Annotated in this window: 25 protein-coding genes; 19 read left to right on the plus strand and 6 right to left on the minus strand. The window is 60.8% G+C overall.

Annotated features, from left to right (window positions below; translation table 11 throughout):
• Window positions 1-92: 92 nt before the first annotated feature.
• From EA462_RS13615 to EA462_RS13645, 8 genes are all read left to right on the plus strand, one after another.
• A complete protein-coding gene (locus EA462_RS13615) occupies window positions 93-1,223 on the plus strand; it encodes an amidohydrolase family protein (RefSeq protein ID WP_124179128.1) in 1,131 nt (376 codons plus the stop codon).
• A complete protein-coding gene (locus EA462_RS13620; RefSeq protein WP_124179129.1) occupies window positions 1,220-1,549 on the plus strand; it encodes a Rieske (2Fe-2S) protein in 330 nt (109 codons plus the stop codon). Before EA462_RS13615 ends, EA462_RS13620 begins: the two co-directional genes overlap by 4 nt.
• Window positions 1,546-2,769 carry an MFS transporter gene (locus EA462_RS13625; protein WP_124179130.1) on the plus strand — a complete coding sequence of 408 codons (1,224 nt, stop codon included), beginning with the start codon at window positions 1,546-1,548 and terminating at the stop codon, window positions 2,767-2,769. The genes EA462_RS13620 and EA462_RS13625 overlap by 4 nt, the downstream gene beginning before the upstream one ends.
• Window positions 2,770-2,986: 217 nt before the next feature.
• The gene (locus EA462_RS17365) at window positions 2,987-3,148 is read left to right on the plus strand and encodes a hypothetical protein (protein WP_165872081.1); all 162 of its coding nucleotides are present in this window, start codon (window positions 2,987-2,989) and stop codon (window positions 3,146-3,148) included.
• A 173-nt stretch (window positions 3,149-3,321) separates the two neighbouring features.
• On the plus strand, window positions 3,322-4,401 hold the full coding sequence (locus tag EA462_RS13630; RefSeq protein ID WP_124179131.1) for an ABC transporter substrate-binding protein: 1,080 nt from the start codon (window positions 3,322-3,324) through the stop codon (window positions 4,399-4,401).
• A 90-nt stretch (window positions 4,402-4,491) separates the two neighbouring features.
• Window positions 4,492-5,550 (plus strand): amidohydrolase family protein, encoded by a 1,059-nt coding sequence (locus tag EA462_RS13635; protein WP_124179132.1) that lies wholly within the window; start codon window positions 4,492-4,494, stop codon window positions 5,548-5,550.
• Complete coding sequence (locus tag EA462_RS13640; protein ID WP_124179133.1) at window positions 5,547-5,912, plus strand: Rieske (2Fe-2S) protein; 366 nt, start codon at window positions 5,547-5,549, stop codon at window positions 5,910-5,912. Before EA462_RS13635 ends, EA462_RS13640 begins: the two co-directional genes overlap by 4 nt.
• 99 nt (window positions 5,913-6,011) lie before the next feature.
• Window positions 6,012-6,797, plus strand: coding sequence for an SDR family oxidoreductase (locus EA462_RS13645; RefSeq protein WP_124179134.1), 786 nt, complete (start codon window positions 6,012-6,014; stop codon window positions 6,795-6,797).
• Window positions 6,798-6,860: 63 nt separating this feature from the next.
• Here EA462_RS13645 and EA462_RS13650 read toward each other — a convergent pair whose 3' ends face one another.
• From EA462_RS13650 to EA462_RS13665, 4 genes are all read right to left on the minus strand, one after another.
• Window positions 6,861-8,345, minus strand: a complete 1,485-nt coding sequence (locus tag EA462_RS13650; RefSeq protein ID WP_124179135.1) for a sodium:solute symporter family protein — start codon at window positions 8,343-8,345, stop codon at window positions 6,861-6,863.
• Window positions 8,345-8,659 carry a hypothetical protein gene (locus EA462_RS13655; RefSeq protein ID WP_124179136.1) on the minus strand — a complete coding sequence of 105 codons (315 nt, stop codon included), beginning with the start codon at window positions 8,657-8,659 and terminating at the stop codon, window positions 8,345-8,347. The genes EA462_RS13650 and EA462_RS13655 overlap by 1 nt, the downstream gene beginning before the upstream one ends.
• 207 nt (window positions 8,660-8,866) lie before the next feature.
• Entirely contained in the window at window positions 8,867-9,046 is a 180-nt protein-coding gene (locus EA462_RS17925) for an aldehyde dehydrogenase family protein (RefSeq protein ID WP_124179137.1), read from the minus strand.
• A gap of 181 nt (window positions 9,047-9,227) precedes the next feature.
• Window positions 9,228-9,962, minus strand: a complete 735-nt coding sequence (locus tag EA462_RS13665) for an SDR family NAD(P)-dependent oxidoreductase (protein ID WP_124179138.1) — start codon at window positions 9,960-9,962, stop codon at window positions 9,228-9,230.
• 127 nt (window positions 9,963-10,089) lie between these two features.
• Between EA462_RS13665 and EA462_RS13670 the strand changes: the two genes are divergently transcribed.
• The 3 genes from EA462_RS13670 (at window position 10,090) to EA462_RS13680 (ending at window position 12,848) form a co-directional block, all read left to right on the plus strand.
• The gene (locus EA462_RS13670) at window positions 10,090-10,806 is read left to right on the plus strand and encodes a hypothetical protein (protein WP_124179139.1); all 717 of its coding nucleotides are present in this window, start codon (window positions 10,090-10,092) and stop codon (window positions 10,804-10,806) included.
• Window positions 10,803-11,060, plus strand: coding sequence for a hypothetical protein (locus EA462_RS13675; RefSeq protein ID WP_124179140.1), 258 nt, complete (start codon window positions 10,803-10,805; stop codon window positions 11,058-11,060). Before EA462_RS13670 ends, EA462_RS13675 begins: the two co-directional genes overlap by 4 nt.
• Before the next feature lie 90 nt (window positions 11,061-11,150).
• Window positions 11,151-12,848, plus strand: a complete 1,698-nt coding sequence (locus EA462_RS13680; protein WP_165872082.1) for a (2,3-dihydroxybenzoyl)adenylate synthase — start codon at window positions 11,151-11,153, stop codon at window positions 12,846-12,848.
• Window positions 12,849-12,940: 92 nt separating this feature from the next.
• On the opposite strand, the gene EA462_RS13685 is transcribed toward EA462_RS13680, so the two are convergent.
• Both EA462_RS13685 and EA462_RS13690 read right to left on the minus strand, forming a co-directional pair.
• Window positions 12,941-13,222 (minus strand): 2Fe-2S iron-sulfur cluster-binding protein, encoded by a 282-nt coding sequence (locus EA462_RS13685; protein ID WP_124179142.1) that lies wholly within the window; start codon window positions 13,220-13,222, stop codon window positions 12,941-12,943.
• Window positions 13,219-13,713, minus strand: coding sequence for a GNAT family N-acetyltransferase (locus EA462_RS13690; RefSeq protein ID WP_124179143.1), 495 nt, complete (start codon window positions 13,711-13,713; stop codon window positions 13,219-13,221). The genes EA462_RS13685 and EA462_RS13690 overlap by 4 nt, the downstream gene beginning before the upstream one ends.
• A 2-nt stretch (window positions 13,714-13,715) precedes the next feature.
• On the opposite strand from EA462_RS13690, the gene EA462_RS13695 reads away from it, so the two are divergent.
• The 8 genes from EA462_RS13695 to EA462_RS13730 all read left to right on the plus strand — a co-directional run bounded on the left by EA462_RS13695 (window position 13,716) and on the right by EA462_RS13730 (window position 21,754).
• Window positions 13,716-13,928 carry a hypothetical protein gene (locus tag EA462_RS13695; RefSeq protein WP_124179144.1) on the plus strand — a complete coding sequence of 71 codons (213 nt, stop codon included), beginning with the start codon at window positions 13,716-13,718 and terminating at the stop codon, window positions 13,926-13,928.
• A gap of 132 nt (window positions 13,929-14,060) precedes the next feature.
• Window positions 14,061-14,843, plus strand: coding sequence for an alpha/beta fold hydrolase (locus EA462_RS13700; protein WP_165872083.1), 783 nt, complete (start codon window positions 14,061-14,063; stop codon window positions 14,841-14,843).
• A gap of 207 nt (window positions 14,844-15,050) precedes the next feature.
• Window positions 15,051-16,508 carry an aldehyde dehydrogenase family protein gene (locus tag EA462_RS13705; RefSeq protein WP_124179146.1) on the plus strand — a complete coding sequence of 486 codons (1,458 nt, stop codon included), beginning with the start codon at window positions 15,051-15,053 and terminating at the stop codon, window positions 16,506-16,508.
• Window positions 16,509-16,563: 55 nt separating this feature from the next.
• Window positions 16,564-16,887, plus strand: coding sequence for an EthD family reductase (locus EA462_RS13710; RefSeq protein ID WP_124179147.1), 324 nt, complete (start codon window positions 16,564-16,566; stop codon window positions 16,885-16,887).
• 270 nt (window positions 16,888-17,157) lie between these two features.
• Window positions 17,158-18,720 carry a UbiD family decarboxylase gene (locus EA462_RS13715; RefSeq protein WP_165872084.1) on the plus strand — a complete coding sequence of 521 codons (1,563 nt, stop codon included), beginning with the start codon at window positions 17,158-17,160 and terminating at the stop codon, window positions 18,718-18,720.
• Between the two features lie 126 nt (window positions 18,721-18,846).
• Window positions 18,847-19,428 (plus strand): UbiX family flavin prenyltransferase, encoded by a 582-nt coding sequence (locus EA462_RS13720; protein ID WP_124179149.1) that lies wholly within the window; start codon window positions 18,847-18,849, stop codon window positions 19,426-19,428.
• Between the two features lie 124 nt (window positions 19,429-19,552).
• Window positions 19,553-20,635 carry an ABC transporter substrate-binding protein gene (locus EA462_RS13725; protein WP_124179150.1) on the plus strand — a complete coding sequence of 361 codons (1,083 nt, stop codon included), beginning with the start codon at window positions 19,553-19,555 and terminating at the stop codon, window positions 20,633-20,635.
• Window positions 20,636-20,818: 183 nt separating this feature from the next.
• Window positions 20,819-21,754 carry a DUF120 domain-containing protein gene (locus EA462_RS13730; protein WP_124179151.1) on the plus strand — a complete coding sequence of 312 codons (936 nt, stop codon included), beginning with the start codon at window positions 20,819-20,821 and terminating at the stop codon, window positions 21,752-21,754.
• Window positions 21,755-21,880 lie beyond the last annotated feature (126 nt).

The raw sequence follows: 21,880 nt of genomic DNA on the forward strand, positions 1-21,880 counted from the left end.
CCGTCCGAGACGTCCCGACAATACTTTGAGCATAAAAAAGTCCTGATACATGTCGGTAGCTTTATATCTCCTGTCGATAAAGAATAGTTCGCATGTCCGTTATCGACTCAGAGCGATTCCCGCTCACCGACGAAATGGAGGAGGCGTTCGTCGTGGACGTCGACTTCCACTTCAGGGCTCCAGTCGACCGACTGATGCCCTACATGGATAGTGCGGTAGTGAAACGAAACCTCGACATCACCGGATATCCGCCGACGTCGTGTTACTGGTTCCCCGGCTACTCGACGCCCCGAGGTGCCGGCGGACTCGAGGCTCACGGCGAACTCGAGACCGGCGAGGACATCGTCGAAGTGATGGAAGCCCTCGGAATCGACATGCCCATCCTGACACCGGGGTACAACAAGCTGCCCGACTCCCAGAACGTCGTGATGAAAAACGAGATTTCGCGGGCCTATAACGACTATCTCGTCGACGACGTGCTTCCGACGCACGAAAACATCAAGGCGGTTGCTCTGATGCAACAGTGGGAACCGGAGACGGCCGTCGAGGAAATCAAACGCGTGGGTGACGAAGAAGATATCGTCGGCATGTACGGCTTCTTCGGACACTACGATCTGCTGGGTCAGCCGAAGTACGACCAGGTGTTCGAGGAACTCGTCGCCCGAGACCTGCCACTCGCACTTCACGGCGGCGGCACCGCCAACTGGCCCCAGAAAGATCTGATCGGAAACTCGCTTCGGACGTGGTCCGAGGCGTACGGACTCGTCCACCCGTGTCGCGCCATGATGATGGCTGGAAACATGATCATGACCGGCGTTTTCGATAAGTACCCGGAACTGCAGGTCGTCATGATCGAAGGCGGCGTCAACTGGGTCCCGTTCGTCTCGGAGCGTCTGGACGAGATGTACAACGACCACCCGGAGGATATCCAGATGACCGAACGGATGCACCGGATGGGACAGGAGTACCTCGACAAACAGCCCAGTGAGTATCTAGAGGAGAACTTCTCGTTCTCGAGTCAGCCGATGAACATTCCGAACAAGACGTCGAACTTCGAGGCCATGCTCGACATGACCAACGCGTCGAATTCGTTGATGTTCGCGACCGACTTCCCACATTACACGGTCGAACTTCACAACTGGGTCCTCGAGTCGCCGGCCATCGACGACGAGCTCGCAGAGCGAATCCTCCACGAGAACGCTGAGAGTGTCTTCAGGATATGACGGAACACGTTGTCGCTGCTGCTGACGAGATCCCTCAGGGGAAAGGGAAAGCCGTCGAAGTCGATGGGTTGCCGATCGCCGTCTTCAACGTCGAAGGGGAGTACTACGCGATCTCCAACCGATGCGTGCACATGGGTGGTCCGCTCGGACAGGGTATCCTTCACTCTGATCTCCCGACCGTCGATTCCGAGCGGACGTCGGTTCACTGCCCGTGGCACTACTGGGAGTTCGACCTCGAGACCGGTCGAAGCGTCGTAAACGAAAAGACCGGCCTCCGAACGTTCGACGTCGCCGTCGAGGACGAGCAAGTCGTTATCGACCTGTGAGCGAGCACGCGAGCGTACGGCCGAACGACGGTTCGGACGGACGGGCGGGCGTCGTCGTGGCGATGTGGCTGTTGACCACGATCGGATACGCGTACATCATCGTTCCGACGAGCGTCCTCCCCGTCATCCAGGAGTCGTTGCTGATCGGCCCGCTCGCCGCGAGCGTTATTCTGAGCATCACGCTGGCTGCACAGTCGATCTCGAACGTTCCGGTCGGTGCATTACTGGACCGAATGGATAATCTCCACGTGCTCGGCTGGGCGACCGTCGGTCTCGTTATCGCCGGTCTCTGGGGGTGGTACGCCGCAGCTTCGGGCGATTACTGGTCACTCCTTGGCTCCCGCGGTCTCGGTGGTGTCGTGACGGTCGTCATGTGGACCGTCGGCGTCAACGTGACGACCGGGCTCTACCAGTTCGATCGGCGCGCCACGGCGATCGGGTTCTTCACCACCAGTGCACCCGCCGGGTTCGCCCTCGGACAGTTCACGGGACCCGTCGTGGCCAACAGCTTCGGCTGGGAGAGTACGTTCGCGTTCTACAGCATCGTCGCCGGCGCGACGTTCGGCTTCGTCGTGATCGCGAGCGCCCGCTGCTCGAGTCCGACGACGCCGGAAACACCGGTTCCGACGCTGGACGAGGTTCGTGCGGTACTCGGTAACGACAGCGTCTGGCTGATCGCTATCCTCGCCGGGATCTCGTTTTCGGCGTTTTTCGTCCTCACCAACTGGATGCCGAGCTATCTCGTCGACGAATACGGGCTGTCGCTGATTCACAGCGGCTTCTTCGTGGCGCTTTTTCCCGCGGTCGGCATCGCGTCACGCTGGGGTGGTGGATTTATCTCCGACGCCTGGTTTGCCGGTCGTCGACGTCCCGTCGTCTTCTGGTCGTTCCTGATTTCGACGCCGACGTTCGTGGTCCTCGCAGTCGTCAGGGAGCCGTTTACGACGGTGTTGACGCTTTGCCTGGCAGGTATCTCGATTCAGCTCGGGATCGGCGTCTTCTTCGCGTATGCACGTGAAGTCGCTGACGCGTCCGTCTCCGCGACGGCGGTGTCGATAACGAGTGCCGTTGCCGTGGCCGGTGCGACGGTCGGTCCGGTGATCACCGGCGCGCTGTTCGAACTGTCCGGCACCTATGCGAGCGTCTTCGTGTACGTCATCTTGCTCTCGGCAGCCGGCGTGGCCCTCTCGTATAAGGCACCGGAACCTAGCGTCGCTTGAGACCGGCTGCTGTGATACGGACTGCTGTAACTCATTTCCGGCGCAACCGCGACCCGTCCTTCGGTTGCGCCGGTAAACCGTTACAGCAGACCGTATGAGTTGTTTTTCAGTGAGACCGCGACCGTTCGGCGGCTGGGCCAGCAAATCGGAACAACGGACAACTCCCCATTCGAGAGGTAGTCAGACGATATAAGGGCCTCCAGCGAAACGCACTCGTATGGAAGAACCCGGTGACCCGTTTCACTGTCCTCACTGTGACGAAGCTCACACCGTCAAAGAAGACGAAGAGGGATTTTCCGCCACCGTTGAGTTCAGGAAGCTGTTCGTCGAGTGCCCGACGTACGACGGCGTCATCGTCTGGGCAACGGTGTCAGAGTGAACGCAAGCGAGGGACCGGCCGAAGGATCACTCGTGTCAGTACAGAGTGACTCGAGGGAAGCCACGTTCCCGATCGGGGCGGAATGAACCGTTCGATCGTCCGATTGTCGCAGTTGATATTCACTCCCACACATAAGAAAGACTTAAGTGTTCATCCTACACCATTGTTTGTGTATGCCTCGTAAGAGCAGTAGACGGAACGTGCTGACAGCTGTCGGCGCAGGATTGACGGTCGGGATCGCCGGATGTGCTGGCGACGACAACGGCAACGGCAACGGCAATGGAACTGGGAACGGGAACGGCAACGGAACTGGAAACGGGAACGGCAACGGCAACGGTGACGACGACGTGCTGCCGGATACGCTCCGTATCGGCCACCCGGGACCGACGCGGCCGACGTACGCGGCACCACCGTACTCGCACTTCCTCGACGAGATGGAAGCGCGCGGCGTGACGGTCGAGCCGGTAACGTTCGACGGCTTCGGGCCGATGATCGCGGGAATGATCTCCGAGGACGTCGAGATCGGCTACGTGACGCCGCCGTCGCTCGCGAACGCGATCGCGGAAGGGTTCCCGGTCAGCTCGTTCATGGAGCTCTCCCAGGCGTTCAGCCAGCAAGTCTGTACCGCACCCGGTATCGACAGCTGGGACGAGATCGAAGGCGAGACGTTCATCCTCCACTCACCGAGTTCGTTCTCCGCCATGGTCGGCCGTAGCGCCGTCGAGGCCAACCTGGGCGACCCCGAAGCCGTCGAGTACCAGTACATCGCCGGAACGCCGAACCGGATCGCCGCGATCGAGGCCGGTGAAGGGGTCGCGACGACCGCCTTCCTCGCAGGCGTTCTCGACGCCGAAGAAGAGGGTATCGTCCAGCACTTCTCGAACCCGAACGACGACTTCGACCACATGACCCTTGCGACCTGGGCGACGCTCGACGAAAACCTCGATCAGAACGAGGCGATGCACCAGGAGATCGTCGACGTGATGCTCGAGTCCTACGAGGACATGTACGACCGAGACATCGCAGAGCTCGTCGAATATATCCAGACCGCGCCGACCGACTTCCCGGATTACGGCGAAGAAGTCTGGAGCGAAACGCTCGAGACGGCGCGAGAGGACGAGATGTGGAACACCGATCTCAGTGAGCACATCACCGACGAGAAGTTCCAGACGTCACTCGAACTCGCAGACCGTGCCGACCTGCTCGAGGAGATGCCGGACGTCGACGACCTCGTCGATCGGCGCTTCCTGTAGTCAGCCTTTTTCGGTCAGTTTCGCGGCAACATCTTCAAAAGAGTCCGCATTAATAATCAAATATAAGTCGTCGGAGCGTCGTTCAACGGTATGGACGGGTACGAAGTCGTCGATGCGGACGCACATTACTTCGAAACGCTCGATCACATCGCACCGTATCTCGACGAGCCCTGGAAGACGCGACTCTCACAGAAGATCGACAGCCCGCAGTCGTCTATCTACCCGACGAGTAGTGGCGATCGAAACGTCTTCGGACGGATCGCTCGAGACGAACTGTCGCTTTCGGACATGACTCCCGAGGACATTCCGATGATCATGGATCACCTCGACGTCGACAAGACGATCATCCTCTCACAGAAGATGCTCTCGTTCGGTCGAATCAAAGGTGACGACGAACGGCCGGTCATCCTCGCAAACGGCTACGTCGACTACATGCTCGACAAGGTCGTCGATCCGGACGAGGGCGTCTACACGATGATTCCCGCGCCGTACCAGGATCCCCAGGCTGCAGCGGATCTGATCCACCGGGTTGGCGACGAAGACGGTATCTGTGGCGTCTGTCTCGTGACGCCCGGTGCGGAACCGCCGATGGGCAATCGGCGGTACGACGTCATCTACGAAGCAGCCCAGAAGGAGGGGCTCGCGCTGAACTTCCACGCCGGCGGTGGCGGGCTGGACGAGTTCCACATCAAGGGGTACGAGAAGTTCATCGAGACGCACACCCTCGGATTCCTCATGAACAACATGGCTCAGCTCACGAGCGTCGTCGTTCAGGGCGTTCCCGAGAAGTTCCCCGACCTCGAGATCGCGTTCCAGGAGTCGGGTATCTTCTGGGTACCGCTCATGATGCGGCGACTCGACGCCGAGTACCTCAAACGCCCGTCCGAGGCACCGCTGCTCGAGAAGCGACCGAGCGAGTACATCAAGGAGTTCTACTACGGCATTCAGCCACTCGAAGTTCCGGAGAACGAAGCGGAACTCGAGGGCGTCATCGAGACGATCGGCGGCGCGAGTCAGCTCATGTACGCCTCCGATTATCCCCACTGGGATTACGATCTGCCGGAGGTCATCTCGGAGCGACCGTTCCTCTCCGACGACGAGAAAGCGCGCATTCTGAGCGGAACGGCCAACGAGGTGTTCGGCCTGTGAGCGAGCGAGTCCGTGCTGGAACGGTAGGCGATCTCGGCCCCGGTGAGCGAACGGTCGTGACGGTAGACGACGAGCCCGTCGGCGTCCTCAACGTCGAGGGCGACTACTACGCGGTCCAGAACACCTGCGAACACATGGGTGGCCCCGTCTGTTCGGGGCGCGTGCAAGGAAAACTGGTTGCGGAGTTTACCGAGCCGGGTCAGCGTCCGGAAGAGGACTTCTCCGACGACAAAACCATCGCCTGTCCGTGGCACGGCTGGGAGTACGAACTCGAGACCGGCGACCACATCGGTGACGACCGGATCTCTCTCGAAACGTACGACGTGACCGTCGAGGACGGGGTCGTCTACGTCGAATCGTAGGTCGGTCATCGGACCCGGAATCAATTGGGGAAGGCGACCGCGCGAGGAGCCGGCCGATTCGGCGAAAGTTCTTATTATCAGGCCGACGAGTTGGTAGCTATGCGTCTTCGAAATCGAACGGTCGTCGTCACCGGTGCGAGCAACGGCCTCGGAAAGGCGATCGCCACGGCTTGCACCGAAGAGGGTGCGCGAGTCGTCTGTGCGTCGCGATCGGCCGAGAAACTCGACGCGCTGGCAGCGGACCTCACCGAGCGCACGGACGAGGGAAACGCGGTCGCGGTTCCGACCGACGTCCGCTCGTGGGACGACGTCCGGTCGCTCGTCGCGGAGACGACCGACCGCTTCGGTGGAATCGACGTCTTCGTCAACAACGCTGGAATTACCCAGTTGAACGTCGCCGGCGAGCCGTCCTACCGTCCGGTGTCGGACGTCCCGGTCGACGCCTGGGACGCGATCCTCGAGACGAACCTTCGCGGACCGTTCCTCTGTTCGAAAGCCGCCCTTCCCGGAATGAAAGCGCGCGGTTCCGGGCGGCTGATTCACGTCTCGTCGGGCCACGGTCTCCGTGCCCGGGCGAATCGATCGCCGTACGTGGCCTCGAAGTTCGGCCTCGAGGGGCTACACGAGACGCTCACCCGAGAACTCGAGGAAACGGAGATCGATTCGATCGCGCTTCGACCGCCAAACGGCGGCGTCTACACCGAGCGAAAGGGGGAAAACGAAACGACGAAAGAGACGTATCGACACGAGAGCCCGACCGTCATCTCGGAGACGGCGGTTCGTCTCGCCGCCGACGAGGGCGAACACGGCGGACGATACGTCGCGAACGCTGACGGCGACAGTTACAGTACGTACACGACCGGCGACGATCCGCGAACGGAGTAATCGTCACGCGTGGTGGCGTCGTTACGTGGGGAAAAACGCTCCGGCGTTCGAGCCGCCGTCGAGTTACCAGATACCCTCGAGCGCCGATTCGTACTCTTCGATCCGTTCTTCAGACGGCGATTGCGTGACTGCGGAGACGATCGCCATCAGGATGAACTGCGTCACCAGGAGCGGAACGAACGGGTGGAAGCCCATCGTGATCGACTCGGGTAGTGGGCCGAACTCGAAGAGCCAGAGGCCGGCGAATCCGTAGATGAGGCCGACGTAGACGGCTTCTTTCGTCGACCAGCGCCAGTAAAAGGCGGCGGCCAGCGGGATGAACATCATCCCGTAGCCCGCGAACGCGAACGTTGCGGTGTCGACGATGGTATCGGTCGTGAGCAGTGCTCCGACGTACGCGAGCCCGAATATCACAACGAGGAACACTCGTGCGTACCAGACGGCTTGTTTGTCCGTCACGCCCTCGAAGAACTCGGAGACGACGTCTTCGGTGAAGAACGTACTCATGGTGAGCACCTGACCGTCGATGCTCGACATCATCGCCGCGAGGATGCCGGCCAGGGCGATTCCGATGACCCACCAGGGCATGAACTCGAACACCATCGTCGGCAGGATGAAGTCGGGATTGTCGATGTCCGGAATTGCGGCGATTCCCCAGAAGCCGATCATCACGGCCGGTACCCAGGCGAGAACGATGGCGATCGGGTACAACAGCGACGTCTGGCGGAGCGTCGTCACCGAACGGGCCGTCATGTAGCGAATCACCAGGTGTGGAAACATGAAGCCGCCAATGGCGACGATGATCCCCTGTGAAAACCACATTCGTGGCGCGTACGGCGGGATACCCGCCCTGTCGAGGAGAGCTCCGTCGTTGATCTCACCGACCGACTGGGTCGCACTCGAGAAGCCACCGAGACGAAGCCCGATGTACGCGAACAGTCCGAGCAGGACGACCAGGAACACCATCCCCTGGAACGTGTTTGTCCAGCCAGTTCCACGCATTCCACCGGGGTAGACGTACAGTCCGACGACGACGATGACGGTCAGTGCACCGAGCCAGTACGGGACCAGTCCTTCGGTAAGCGCCTCGAAGACGATTCCGCCACCCTGAACGCCGACGAGGATGTACGGAATCGTCCAGATAGTGAACATCAGCATGAACACCAGGCCGAGGTACTTCGCTTCCCAGCGGTGGTTGGCGATCTGACCGGGGGTGATGTGACCGAACCGTTTCCCGACGATCCAGATTCGGTACCCGAACGTCATCAACAGAACCGGGAAGATGAACGCGAACAGGGCAACGAAGAACCCGAGCGCACCCGCACCGGTTCCGTAGGCCAATCCGGGAGCGCCGATCATGACGACGGCCGTCATGTTCGTCGCGAACAGCGCGAACAACAACACGACCGTTCCGAACGACCGATCCGCCATCAGGAAGTCCTCACGCGAGGAACCAGTCGCTCGAGCGGCGATCGTTCCGACGCCCAGAACGACGAGCAGGTACGCGACGGTGATGGCGAGAACAACGACGTTTTCGGTCGAAACCATTACTGTTCACCCCCGGCGGGTTTCGCTTCCGACTCGTCGGATTCGATCGTCGGTTCGTGTTCTTCCGGCGGTTCAGGTGCCATCCGGTACATCGCGTACAGGACGACCACACCAGAGAGAATCAGGGTAACGTCGTACGCCAACTGGAGTGGTACCCAGCCAAACACCAGCGTCGACGTCGACATCAACCCTAACAGTTCGCTCTGATGGAGTGGAATCATGATGAGGACACCCAGTAACAGTATCGCGCGAGGGACTGTCTGTGGGTACCAGAAACTGCCCTTGAGCATGTCAACCGATATTGAAACGGACATTAGTTAAAGATTTCCCCTCGAAACGGCGCTAACGTTTCGAAACGTAGTCGTTTGACCGTATCCTACGGGCGAATGTACCAGTAGTAATTATTATTGGACGAGATCTACTATCGAGGTTCCGTTTCGAACCTCGCCCCCGGTGCATCACCGAGCGTGACCGTCACGTTCTTGAATTGAGTGTAGTGATCGACGACTTGCTGTCCCTTTTCACGACCCAGACTGCTCTCCTTGTAGCCGCCGGACGGTGCCTCCGGTGCTATTTGTGACGACAGTAGTGCCGGCTGCGAGCGCCGGTGCGATCGATTGCGCCGCGAGCAACGTCGGTGAAATCCAGGGAATAATGTGGCCGGATCGGCCACGGAAAACGTTCCGGTCCCGTCGATCCACTCACCGCGTACGTATGCATCGTACGGATCGTCGTCACCGAATACCCGTGCACCCGCGATCAAGAGACGGTCGTGTCGAACCTGACGGACAACGGTTCCATCGGACGGATTCCTGTGAGTGATTTCCGTACAATCGCGCCCCGTCTTGGGGTTGTACCGGTAAATCATTACAGCGGGCCGCATCAGTAGTAGGTGACGCCGCCGTCGACGTTGAGCACCTGCCCGGTCATCAGTTCGCTCTCCCCGCCGGCCAGAAACGCGACCGCGTCCGCGATGTGTTCGGGTTCGATCGTCTCCTCGAGCGTCTGTCGCGCACGGAGCTGATCCAGATACTCATCGCCCGCCTGCTGTGACGCCTCGGACCAGGTGAACCCCGGCGTGACCGCGTTCACTCGCACCGGGACGTCACCGAGTTCCGTCGCCATCGCGCGGGTCATTCCGATGATCGCCCCTTTCGACGCGACGTAGTGCAGAAAGCCGGGAACGCCCGTGTGGACGGTTGCAGAGGCGATATTGACGATACTCGAGCCGGGATCGATGTTTGGCAGCGCAGCCTTGCTCGCGAGGAAAGCACCGGTGACGTTGACGGACAGCACGTCGTTCCACTCGTCCTCGTCGATCTCGTCGAACCGTTTCTTGTCGTCGACGAGCGGGGCGTAGTACGCGGCGTTGTTGACGAGCGTCGTGATCTCGAGTCCGTCCATCGCGGCGGCCATACTCTCGGCGTCGGTCACGTCGCCGGACCGGTACTCCGCCGATCCACCCGCGTCGACTATCGCTTCGACGGTTTCGGATCCGTCCGCGACGTCGACGACGACGACGTGAGCTCCGTCCGCTGCGAGTCGAACGGAGATCGCTCGCCCGATTCCGTTCGCTCCGCCGGTGACAACAGCTGTGCCGTCGATCTGATTCGACATGATGGTATACGCTCACTCCTCGGTAATAAATCGACCGAGTGTACGGAGTCTCCCCGCATATACCGGGTAGCTCGTGGATCAACCCCATCACAAATTCTTTATTGACGCGGCGCATGTCTTCGTGTGTATGTCTGACACGCAGTCACAGGAAGCCGTCACGTTTCTCAACGAGACGACGGCGGAGTTCCGAAACGAGATGGGGGAACTGGTCCAGAAGTACTACTCTGACGAGTACTTCGACGAGATCGGCGGTCCGGAGGCGGTTGTCCACCAGGTCGTCCCCGATCTGGCGTGGCGTGAGTGGTTCAACGGGGCGATGATCCCCGCGCGACAGATGCACTACGTCTTCGAGCAGGGGGATCCGTACTACCGCGACCGGGACATCATCGTCGGACTGTCAGAGCAGATCCGAGACGAGGTCAAACACGCGAACACGCTCGCGAACATCTCGCGGCGTTTCGGCGTCGACATGGATTTCGCACAGTGGGACCAGTGGCTGGACGAGGACGTCGCCGAGGCGCTCGTCGCCCAGCACCAGGCTGCGATGGCCCCCGAATACGAGGGGCCGCAGTACTCGGCGGTCGGAATGCAGTGTTCCACCGAGATCATCGCAGTCCACACGCTTCACCGGATGGCCAACTACATGGAATCCTCGTATCCGAACGCCGCAGACCAGATGCGTGAGATCGCGAACGACGAGGACGACCACGTCCACGTCGGTCGGATGATCGTCGAGCGGTTCTCGACGCCGGAGGACATCCCCGTGCTGCGGGAGATTACCGAGACCAAGCGCGAACGGATCGAAAACATGTTGCGAACGCGCTACGAGAGGACGATGGAATGACCGACGCACAGGCACCCGAACCGGCGTCGGACGACGCCCACAAGCGGATCACCGAGGAGACCCGGATCGACATCAGTCAGCCCCTCGACATCGACGAGATGTTCCTGGAGGCGATGGCCGACACCGACCTGTTGCACTTCGAGTACGACGATGACGACGACGTCATCGCTCGCTGTGAGATCGATCCACGAGTTCTTCGAAGTGCGATGTTTCTGTACTCCTCGATGGAACGAACCCCCCACGACTGGCGGTAGTCGTACGCACTCTGCGGATCGGCGTCGCCGTTCGACTCGGCGACGGATTTGCTTAGGTTTATTATGCCGAACGAGCATTCCTACACGTATATGCAAGAGAGCGCATGCACACCGACCACCGACATCGAAGGGTACGTTCCGTTTCCCGACGACCGCTGTCAGGAGTACGTCGACGAAGGCTACTGGCGAAACCTCACCTTCCACGACGTCCTCGACAGAGCGGCCACCGAAACGCCGGAACAGACCGCAGTCATCGGTCCGCACCGAGAGTTGACCTACGAAGAACTCGCTGAGAACTCGCGCCAACTGGCGATCAGTCTCGCGACGGAGGCGGGTCTCGAGGAAAACGACTTCGTCGTGTTCCAGTTCCCGAACAGCTCCGAGTTCCTCGAGGCGTTCTTCGCGTGCTCTCGAATCGGGGTTATCCCCGTTATGCTCCTGCCGCGACACCGCGAGGCGGAAGCGCGCCACGTCCTCGATCTGACGGAGGCGAAAGCCGTCTTCGCCGCGGGTGACCGATATCAGCTCGGGTTCGATCACGTCTCCCTGCTCGACGATGTCGGTGACGAGTTCGACCACCTCACCCACCGGTTCGCCGTCGTCGACGACGAGGAGACGCTCCCGGAGGGATGGACTTCCTTCGACGCGGCGCGAGACGGCGACCTCGGTTCGGAACCGTCAGTTGATCTCGAGGATATCGACGTGAACCCGTCCAATCCGGGCGTGTTGTTGCTGTCGGGCGGAACCACCGGCATGCCAAAGGGGATCCCGCGAACGTACAACGACTACGTCTTCCAGTGGGAGTACATGGCAAAAGTGGCGAACGTCCAGTCGGACTGGGTCGCGTTCCCGAGCGTTCCGATCGGTCACAACGCCTCGTTGAACTGCGTCATCGGCGCGGCGATCTGGGCCGGCGCGACGATCGCCGTCGAACCGGTGCTCAAACCCGACGCGCTGATGTCTCTGATCGAACGGCACGGCGGCAGCTACTCGCTGCCGATCCCGACCCAGCTGATCGATATCCTCGAGCATCCGGATCTCGAGGAGTACGACCTGTCGTCGCTCGAAGTGCTCGTCAGCGGCGGACAGAAAGTTCGCCCGAAAGCGGTGTACGAGTTCGTCGATCGGTGGGATATCGGCTTCTGTAACATCTTCGGGATGGCCGAGGGGCCGCTTATCTGTACCCGCCCGGAGGACGACGTCGACGATCAGGCACACACCGTCGGCCGGCCGATCGCCCCCGACGCGGACGAGGTCCGAATCGTCGACGAAGCACGCGAAGAGGAAGTTACACGAGGCGACGCCGGCGAGCTGTCGGTTCGCGGTCCCGGGTTCTTCACGGGCTACCTGCGCCACGCAGAGGAGAACGACGAGAACTTCGACGACGACGGCTGGTTCTACACGGAGGACGTCCTCGCGCTGAACGACGACGGAAACTACGAGGTGTACGGACGGCTCAAGGATACGATCATCCGCGGCGGAGAGAACATCTACGCACCCGGTCTCGAGGACGTTATTATCGAACACGAGAAAGTCGAGAACGTCGCAGTCATCGGAATCCCCGACGACCGACTCGGAGAGCGTGTCGGCGCGTACATCGAACTCGTCGACGGGTACGACTCGCTCACCGTCGACGAGATGGGCGAGTACCTCAAGGGTCAGGGGATCGCCGTGTTCAAACGACCGGAGCGAATCGAGATCGTCAACGAATTGCCCCGGACCGAAGTCGGAAAGATCTCGAAGGCGGACCTCCGTGACGATATCGTCAAGCGGCTCGAGTCGGAGTAACACCCGTTATTCTCGGACGGGTTCCGGTGTCTGACATCGGTGCAATCGCGACCGCCGTGAAGCCGTGTCGGTACTGGCGGAAAACAGTCGTTTCAGGGCGTCTCGTCCGAATAGATTTCGAGATCGGATAACGGGGTCGCGACGCAGGTGAGTATATACCCCTCTTCTTTTTCGCTTTCCGTAAGCATCATCGCGTCGCCCTGTTCGACCTCACCTTCGGCCCGAACGGTGCAGATTCCACAGTGGCCCATTCGACACTGGTACTGGAGGTCGAGGCCGTGTTTTTCGGCGGCATCGAGAATGCTATCGTTCGAATCCTCGCTCATCGTGAACGTGATGTCCTCGTTGACGAAGTGGATCGTGTGTTCCGTCATCGAGCGCTTCCCTCACCTTCGTACGTCGTTTCGACCCGATCGAGGCCGTACTCCCTGTAGAGATCGACGAGCGAATCGTTGCTCGTGAGGACGTTGACGCGGTAAAACGGCAGGTCGTGTTCGTCCGTGAACCAGCGTTCGGCCTCCTCGAGCAGATCCTCTTCGATGCCGTTGCCCCGGTGTTCCGTCCGGACGTGGTGGCCGAAGACGGCCCCGTGTTGAGAGAGTTGAAAGATCGGATGAGCGCCCATGATTCGGACTTCGATGACGCCGAGCAGTCCGTCGACCTCCTCGGAGTCGGCGACGTGGACCGCCGCTCTCGAGCTGTCGGTCATCTTCCCCAGAAAGTAGTTGCGCCACTGTTCGCCCGCGTCGTCTTTGTGCTGATAACGCTCGTCAGCCGTCGAGAGCGTATCCGAGTACTCATACCAGAGGTCGAGAATGTCGTCCGCATCGTCGGGGCGTGCATGGCGAATCGTGTATTCGTTCATGAGTGAGTATTGAGCAGGGTAGCAAAGTCGCTTTCGGGACGCTGGGCAGGACCGACCGTTCGGACGATCACCGTCGGATCGGATCGTCGACGAGCGCACGTGACGGCACCCACGACGGCCCCGGAAGAACGGGGACGACGATCACGATCGAGGAGTCGCCCGCAGTGATCGATACCGTTCGGTCCGGTCCGAGTGGCGGCTATCGCATCAACTGAAACGACGCTATCCACCATCACCACCATATCTGGTGAGCGGCCGTTTATAATTTCTGGTGGATCAACCCCACGAAGCGGCGTCGACAGCCGTCCAGCGGTATGTTTTTGATGGCCCCTGTCGTTTTCGTGGATATGCGGATTCAGACCAACGGTATCGAAGTGGAGTGTCGCGTCGAAGGGCGCGGACGAACCGTCGTCCTCGTTCACGGACTCGGGAGCACCCTGAGCACGTGGGAAGGTGTCGCACAGTCGCTGTCGTCGTCGTACCAGGTCGTCAGGTTCGACCTCCGTGGCAGCGGTCGGAGCGACGTTCCCGACGGTCCCTACGACCTCGAGACGTGGGTCGACGACATCGACGGCATTCTCGCGGAGCTCGACGTCGAAACGGCACACTTCGTCGGACATTCGCTCGGAAGCATTATCAGCATGAGATACGCCCTCGAACATCCCGACGCCGTGAGCTCGCTGTCGCTGGCCGCTGCAGGCCCGGGAATGCCCGAGGAGAAGGTTTCGGAGGCTCAAACGGTCGTCGACGCGATCGAATCCGACGGCATGGAGGCCCACGCCGATACCGAGGTCGAAGAGTCGCTGTCGCCGCACACGAGAGAGACCCGACCCGAACTGGCCGGGCTCTATCGAGACCTGATCCTGAACAACGATCCCGACGGGTACGTGGCCTCGATGCGGGGTCTGATGAACGCTGATCTCCGGGGCGACCTCGCGGATGTCCCCGTTCCGACGCTGTTGATCGCCGCCGAAAACGACGTCGTGACGCCGCCCGTCGCCTCGTTCATCATCTCAGATCGGATCCCGGACTCAGAGGTGACCGTGTTGCAACACGCAGGACACATGGCTCAGTTAGAAACGCCCGCTGAACTCGCCCGAAGCGTTCACGACTTCATCGCAAACCAGTAACGCTCGTGCGGCGGCGCATGCTACCGAAGTAACCACTTGTAGTTACTCCGAGACGCTCAGTTCGGTCGGGTTCTGGGGAGTTCCCAAACGAGGATATCCACCCAGCTCGTCGATTTCGGTGAGAAGAGCCGACGTTCTCTCTGGAGTAGTCACCCATCGGTGTCAACGACAAACGTTAAGAGACAGCCGCGGTTTTGCTAGCCTAGCATGACCTACGACGGTCCAACAGCGTTGTATATCGGCGGGAACTGGGTCCCGGCAGCCGACGACGAAACGATCGAGACGGTCGATCCGGCGACAGAAGACGCCTACGCATCGGTCGCCTGCGCCGGCGAGTCGGATATCGACGACGCGGTCGCAGCGGCCGAAGAGGCGGCAGATCGAGACGCCGAGTGGCGGTCGATCGGGCCGAGCGAACGCGGGCAGTATCTGTCCGCCATGGCGGACGAAATCGAGGAGATGAAAGACGAGATCGTTCTCGTCGAGTCCCACGATAACGGCAAAACGCCGTTCGAGGCCACCCTCGACGTCGACATGGTGATCGACACGTTTCGGTACTACGCCGGCTTTACGGACAAGATCCACGGCGAGACGATTCCGGTTCCGGGCTCGAGAGTCGATTATACGCGACGCGAGCCGATCGGCGTCACCGGTCACATCTCTCCGTGGAACTATCCGTTCCAGCTCGCCGGACGAAGCGTCGCGCCCGCGCTTGCGTGTGGGAACTCGGTCGTACTCAAACCCTCGAGTACGACGCCGCTATCTGCCCTGTACTACGCGAAGGCCGCGGACGCCGTCGGTCTTCCTCCCGGCGTGTTGAACGTGGTTCCCGGCTCCGGTCGAAACGCGGGAACGGCGCTTGCGACTCACGAGGACGTCGACCACGTCGCGTTCACCGGCAGCACCGGCGTCGGAAAGTCGATCATGGAGTACGCCGCCGAAGACGTCTCCGGCGTTACCCTCGAACTCGGCGGAAAAGGACCCAACATCGTCTTCGAGGACGCGGACCTCGAGGCGGCAGCGAAGGGATGTCACTACGGGATCTTCATGAACGCGGGACAGATGTGCTGGGCCGGCTCCCGGCTGCTCGTCCACGAATCGGTTCACGACGAAGTCGTCGATCGGGTCGTCGAACGCGCCCAGGCGACGCCGCTGGGAAGCGGCATCGACGACGACGGCAGAATGGGTCCACTCGTGAACGAATCCCACCGCGACGACGTCCTCGAGTACATCGAAACCGGGGTCTCCGAGGGGGCGACGATCGCCTGTGGCGGCGGCGTTCCCGAGGACAGGTCGACGGGGTACTACGTGGAACCGACCGTGTTCACGGACGTCACCAACGAGATGACGATCGCTCGAGCAGAAATCTTCGGTCCGGTGCTCTCCGTGATCCCGTTCTCGGATCGCCAAGAGGCACTCGACATCGCGAACGATTCGCTGTACGGTCTGATGGCCGGCGTCTGGACGAAAAACATCGACGTCGCCCACGACACGGCCGAGCGACTCGAGTACGGCATGGTCAGCGTAAACGAGTATCCCGTCACGTTCCCGCAGACGCCCTTCGGTGGCTACAAAGAGAGCGGGTTCGGTCGAGAGCAGGGAGCCGAAGCCATTCGAGAGTACACCCAGGTCAAGAACGTCAATATCAACGTCGACACTCGGTAGAACGCTCACCGAACGCGAACGATTAAGTGAGTGATCCGCCAATCCGAACGCGTACATGTACAAGGCAGTGTTCATGCTCTCTCGAGCGGCCGACCTCACGCAGGAGGAGTTCGTCGAGTACTGGGAAACCAAGCACGCACCCATCGCAACCGAGATTCCAAACCTCGAGCGATACGCCATCTGTCCGGCCACCGATCCGGAGAAATCGCCTCACGACGGAATGGCAGAACTGGCCTTCGAGTCCGAAGACGACCTCTACGCGGCGCTCGATTCTGACGAGTTCGGCCGGGTCCAACGTGACGCCGGTGAGTTCAGCGATCCGGACTCCGTCGAGTTCATGATCGTCGACGAGCGAGCGCAGACGGAGACTGACGACTGATACGGTTTGCTGTGACTTTTTCCGGGGCGACCGCAGGACAGCTCGCGGTCGCCCCGGTAACGACTTACAGTAGACCGTATGAGACGGGTTTCCGTAGCGGAATATCGGTTCCTAGCACCGATGCGGGGTATCGGTTTCGAATTCGCCGGAACTGACTCACAACAGACCGTCTGCGGAAGGAATCGATTCGCAATCGGCCGGGCCTGTGAACGGTCCGGAGACTCCGATTTCCAAAGCTATATCATACTTGCTATCTCATTGCACATCAGTATGGCACGAGAAGACACTGGCCACGATCTTCGAAACTGGATCGATCGGGTTGAAGACATCGGCTCGTTAAAGCGGATCGACAGCGAGGTAGACTGGGACGAGGAGATGGGTGCGATCACCTACATCTCCCACAAAAAAGAGGGCGCACCGGCGCTCTTGTTCGAGAACATCAAGGATTATCCCGAGAACTATCGCGTCCTGTTCAACATCTTTTCCTCGAGTACCGAGCGTCTCGCGCTGACGATGAAGGAGGATCCGGGCCTTGGCGAGCGCGAACTGATCCAGAAGGCCCGGTCGAAACTGACCGCCAGAGAGGAGCCGAAACCGGTCGACAAGGCAGATGCTCCGGTGCTCGAAAACACGGATCGCGGTGAGGATATCGATCTCTGGAAGTTCCCCGTTCCGAAGATGTGGCCGGGCGACGGCGGCCGGTTCATCGGAACCGCCGATCTGACGATCACACGAAACCCGGACACTGGCGAACTCAACATGGGGACCTATCGCCAGATGATCCACAACGAAAACCAGACCGGTCTGTTCACCTCACCCGGGAAGGACCTGCGCTTGCACCTGCAAAAGCAGTGGAAGAAAGGCGAACCCCTCGAGGTCGTCGCCGTCTACGGCGTGTTGCCCGAACTGTTCCTCGCCTCTCAACTGACGTTCGGTGAGGACGTCTCCGAACTCGAGATCGCGGGCGGAATCCGAGACAGCCCGATCGAGACGGTCGAAGGGGAGATCACCGACCTGCCGATCCCCGCGAACGCCGAGATCGCCGTCGAAGGGAAGATGTATCCCGGCGAAAGAAAAATGGAGGGCCCCTTCGGGGAGTTCACCGGTTACTACGGCCGACCGGAAGACGACGCGGAGGTCAACACGGTCGAAGCCGTCCACTACCGTGACGATCCGATCCTGACGTGCGCGCTGATGGCGGACTACCCCGGCTGTGACATCAACCTGACTTACAGCGTCGGTCGATCGGCGCGGATCTGGAACGACCTCGATTCACTCGGCGTCCCCGGCGTCAAAAGCGTCTACGCACATCCGGCAGGAGCCTCGGGGATGTCGATGACCGTCGTCTCGATCGAACAGCAGTACGCCGGCCACGCCAAGCAGGCGGCGACGCTCGCCGCCCAGTGTCCCGGCGGTGCGTACTTCAGCAAGTTCATCGTCGTCGTCGACGAGGACGTCAATCCGGCGGACACCAATCAGGTCATCTGGGCGATGGCAACCCGCTGGGACGCCGAGCGACACACCGACATGCTCACCGACACCTGGAGTACGCCGCTCGATCCGTCTCGGAATCCGGCCGACGAGCGACCGTACGGCTCCCAGCTCATCATCGACGCGACGAAAGAGCACAAGTACATGGACGAGTTCCCACCGCGGACCGCAGTCCGCGAGGAGATGTACGACGAGGTCGTCGATCGCTGGGACGAACTCGGATTCGATTACGATGCGCCGAGCCTGCCGATCTTCTACGACGAGACCGGCGGCTTCGACGACGACGATCCCGATCTCGAGGAGGGAGCCAGCGGGGACGATGACGGTCACATGACGATGTAGCGCTCGCCTTCCGAACACCACTACCACTGTCTGTCAATCCTAGTTCGTCGTGGGCGGCGTCCACGATGGTCACCGCCGTCCTCGCTGTCACAAGGTATAATTAGATGCCCACAGAACCGTCTACGTGTGCCAAAACGTATCGTCATCGGAATGACCGGGGCAACCGGTCAAATCTACGGGATCAGAGCGCTCCAGCTCCTGCAAGAGACGGAGTACGAGGTTCACCTCATCCTCTCGAATGCGGGCAAAATAAACGTCACACAGGAGGCGGACTACGAGGTCAGCGAGGTAACCGACCTCGCGGACGTCGTCCACGACGTCAAGAACATCGGGGCCGAGACGGCGAGCGGATCGTTTCAAACTGAAGGGATGCTCATCGCTCCCTGTTCGATGAAGACGCTATCGAACATCGCCCACGGCAGTTCCGGCGATCTCATCACGCGGAGCGCCGACGTCGCACTGAAAGAACGCCGACCGCTCGTCCTCATGCCCCGAGAGAAGCCGTTCAACAGGATCCACCTGAAGAACATGCTCGAGGTTACCGACGCCGGAGCCATCGTCTTTCCGCCGTTCCCGTCGTTCTATCAGGGGCCGATGAATCTGGATGACATGATAACGCGAACGACCGCCCGGGCCCTCTCTCAACTATCCGTTCGGATCGAAGTCGACGAGTGGGAAGGGCTCGATTCGACGAACGAAACTCAGTGACGAACGTATAGAGACCGACGTGCGATTTGTATCCGACTCGTTTTCAGTTAATATACGATCCGAGAGCGGTGTTGGTACCAGGTATACTTTTATATATCACAGACAATCATCTACTTGACTCGTAATGAGACGTAGATCGTTCATCAAAGCAAGCGGTGCAGTAGGTACCGGGTTAGTGATCGCAGGCTGTACTGGCGACGGGAACGGCGACGGAAACGGAACCGACGACGGAAACGGAACCGGCAATGGCAACGGGAATGGTAACGGAGACGATACCGGGAACGACGACCTCGAGATGCCCGATACGATCCGCATCGGGACGCCGTCGCCCGACGCCCCCACCTGGGAGATGAGTTCGCATCCAGGGCTACAGTACGCCCTCGAGGATCGAGGTCACGATACCGACCTCACTCGTGAGCAGTTCACCGGCTTTACCGGAATGGCGGCGGCGTTCGTCTCCGACGAGGCCGATATGGGGTACATGGGCCTCTCCTCGCTAATCAACGCGATCGAAGAGGGGTTCCCGCTCGTTGGCTTTGCGGGCTACATCAACGAGTACGTGTTCCCGGTCGTCGTGTCCTCGGACATCGACGGGTGGGAGGACCTCCGTGGCGGCGACGTCGCGATTCACGACCCGGATTCGATCTCGACGCCGTCCGCACAGATCACGATCAGAGAGGAACTCGGGTCGATCGACGACGTCAACTACCGAAGTATTCTGGGAACGACGAACCGGCTTTCCGCACTCGAAGCCGGCGAGGTCGACGGGGCGGCGGTCTTCGACTCCGGGGCCTACCAGGCCGAAGCAGAAGGCTACGGACAGGTACTGTCGCATCCGACCGAATACGACGTTCTCAACCAGCAGACGGTCGCGCTGTGGGTGACGCTCGAGGAGAACTTAGAAGAGAACCCGGAGGTCTACGGAGAGATCGCGGACTGTCTCCGACAGGGCCACGGCGAACTCTACGAACGCGACGGGGACGAAGTACTCGACGACGCGCTCGCGAGCGGGATCTACCCCGACTTCGATCGAGAAAATCACCAGCAGTCGTTCGAGATCATCAGGGAAGCCGAGCTCTGGCCCGACGGGATCGACATCACCGAAGAAGAACTCGAGCGGTCGCTCGACGTTCTGGAAGCGACGGGACTCATCGACGAGGACCGACGGCTGTCCCGTGACGAGGTCTTCGACGACCGATTCGTCTGATCGGGAACCGATTCAGGACGGATCGAACACCGCTATCGAACGGACGAAAAACGGAGGACAGCGCCACGATCGAAAGCGATCCCAGATGAAGACACGACATACGAATCGGCCGACGAATCCGGCCAGCACCGACCGATCGGATGCGCCGGCAGCAGCGTCGCCGCTCATCGGAGGTGACCGCTCGTGAACGGTCGAGTCACGTCCGGGGAGGGACAGGCACGAGGGTTCATCGAAGCCGCGAGTGAACTCCTCACCGACGCGCTCGGCTTTCGCCCCTATCCCGGAACGCTCAACCTCGAGAACGCCGGCCGACTCGAGTCGCTCTCCGCCGAGAGACATCCGATACCGGGGGACGACCACTGCGAGGGAATCGTTACGCGTTCGTGCCGGATCGGCGGGCTTCGGGGGGCCGTCGTCGAGCCCATCGTTCCGAACTACCCCGACGAGAAAACCGAACTGGTCGCCCCGGTTCGCATCCGGTCGGTGTTCGATCTGGCGGACGGTTCCGAAGTCGATCTGACGGCTGCCGACCGGTGTGACGGGGCGTGGAACCCGACGATCGACGGTCGATCGATCGATGCGTTCGACGGCGTCGTCTTCGATCTCGACAAGACGCTTCTCACGCTCGACGTCGACTGGCCGGCCGTCCACCGCGACGTCGAAGCGCTCCTCGAGTCGGTTCTCGAGAAGCCACTGCCCACCTACACGAGGCTCGAGGTCTTCGAACTGGCAGCGAAGGCCGGCCGGAGCGACGAGCTCGAGTCGCTACTCGCGGATCGCGAGCGAGCGGGGGCACGAACGGCGAACTCCCGCCCACTGCTGGACGTCGTCGCGGATCTCGACTGCCCCGTCGGGATCTGTACGGCCAACGCCGAACGGGCCGCGGAGATCGCTCTCGAGCGATTCGGCGCGCTGGGCGACGTGGACGCGATCGTCGGTCGCGATACGCTGGCACAAGACAAACCGCATCCACGGACGCTGCTCGAGGTCGTTCGAACCCTGAACGTCGCCCCCGGAAACGTACTGTACGTCGGTGACGAAGAGACCGATGCGGAACTCGCCGTCGCTGCGGAGACGTCGTACGCACATCCCGATCAGTTTCGGGGAGACGGTGTCTGAGGGCGAGCGGTATCCGCCAGACGATGGTTGAGACCGATCAATGCCCGTCAGAAGATGGTCGAGCATCCAGTAACGGGATCGACACGTAACGAGGAAAACCGTCGAGGGAGGCCGATGAGTGACAGC

It is taken from the genome of Natrarchaeobius halalkaliphilus, from assembly GCF_003841485.1.
GTDB classification, from domain to species: Archaea; Halobacteriota; Halobacteria; order Halobacteriales; family Natrialbaceae; genus Natrarchaeobius; species Natrarchaeobius halalkaliphilus.

Excerpts from the sequence above, each read along its gene's own strand:
- EA462_RS13615 (WP_124179128.1), top strand. The coding sequence starts at position 93 with ATGTCCGTTATCGACTCAGAGCGATTCCCGCTCACCGACGAAATGGAG.
- EA462_RS13620 (WP_124179129.1), top strand. The coding sequence starts at position 1,220 with ATGACGGAACACGTTGTCGCTGCTGCTGACGAGATCCCTCAGGGGAAA.
- EA462_RS17365 (WP_165872081.1), top strand. The coding sequence starts at position 2,987 with ATGGAAGAACCCGGTGACCCGTTTCACTGTCCTCACTGTGACGAAGCT.
- EA462_RS13630 (WP_124179131.1), top strand. The coding sequence starts at position 3,322 with ATGCCTCGTAAGAGCAGTAGACGGAACGTGCTGACAGCTGTCGGCGCA.
- EA462_RS13635 (WP_124179132.1), top strand. The coding sequence starts at position 4,492 with ATGGACGGGTACGAAGTCGTCGATGCGGACGCACATTACTTCGAAACG.
- EA462_RS13645 (WP_124179134.1), top strand. The coding sequence starts at position 6,012 with ATGCGTCTTCGAAATCGAACGGTCGTCGTCACCGGTGCGAGCAACGGC.
- EA462_RS13650 (WP_124179135.1), bottom strand. The coding sequence starts at position 8,345 with ATGGTTTCGACCGAAAACGTCGTTGTTCTCGCCATCACCGTCGCGTAC.
- EA462_RS13655 (WP_124179136.1), bottom strand. The coding sequence starts at position 8,659 with ATGTCCGTTTCAATATCGGTTGACATGCTCAAGGGCAGTTTCTGGTAC.
- EA462_RS13665 (WP_124179138.1), bottom strand. The coding sequence starts at position 9,962 with ATGTCGAATCAGATCGACGGCACAGCTGTTGTCACCGGCGGAGCGAAC.
- EA462_RS13670 (WP_124179139.1), top strand. The coding sequence starts at position 10,090 with ATGTCTGACACGCAGTCACAGGAAGCCGTCACGTTTCTCAACGAGACG.
- EA462_RS13675 (WP_124179140.1), top strand. The coding sequence starts at position 10,803 with ATGACCGACGCACAGGCACCCGAACCGGCGTCGGACGACGCCCACAAG.
- EA462_RS13680 (WP_165872082.1), top strand. The coding sequence starts at position 11,151 with ATGCAAGAGAGCGCATGCACACCGACCACCGACATCGAAGGGTACGTT.
- EA462_RS13685 (WP_124179142.1), bottom strand. The coding sequence starts at position 13,222 with ATGACGGAACACACGATCCACTTCGTCAACGAGGACATCACGTTCACG.
- EA462_RS13690 (WP_124179143.1), bottom strand. The coding sequence starts at position 13,713 with ATGAACGAATACACGATTCGCCATGCACGCCCCGACGATGCGGACGAC.
- EA462_RS13700 (WP_165872083.1), top strand. The coding sequence starts at position 14,061 with ATGCGGATTCAGACCAACGGTATCGAAGTGGAGTGTCGCGTCGAAGGG.
- EA462_RS13705 (WP_124179146.1), top strand. The coding sequence starts at position 15,051 with ATGACCTACGACGGTCCAACAGCGTTGTATATCGGCGGGAACTGGGTC.
- EA462_RS13710 (WP_124179147.1), top strand. The coding sequence starts at position 16,564 with ATGTACAAGGCAGTGTTCATGCTCTCTCGAGCGGCCGACCTCACGCAG.
- EA462_RS13715 (WP_165872084.1), top strand. The coding sequence starts at position 17,158 with ATGGCACGAGAAGACACTGGCCACGATCTTCGAAACTGGATCGATCGG.
- EA462_RS13725 (WP_124179150.1), top strand. The coding sequence starts at position 19,553 with ATGAGACGTAGATCGTTCATCAAAGCAAGCGGTGCAGTAGGTACCGGG.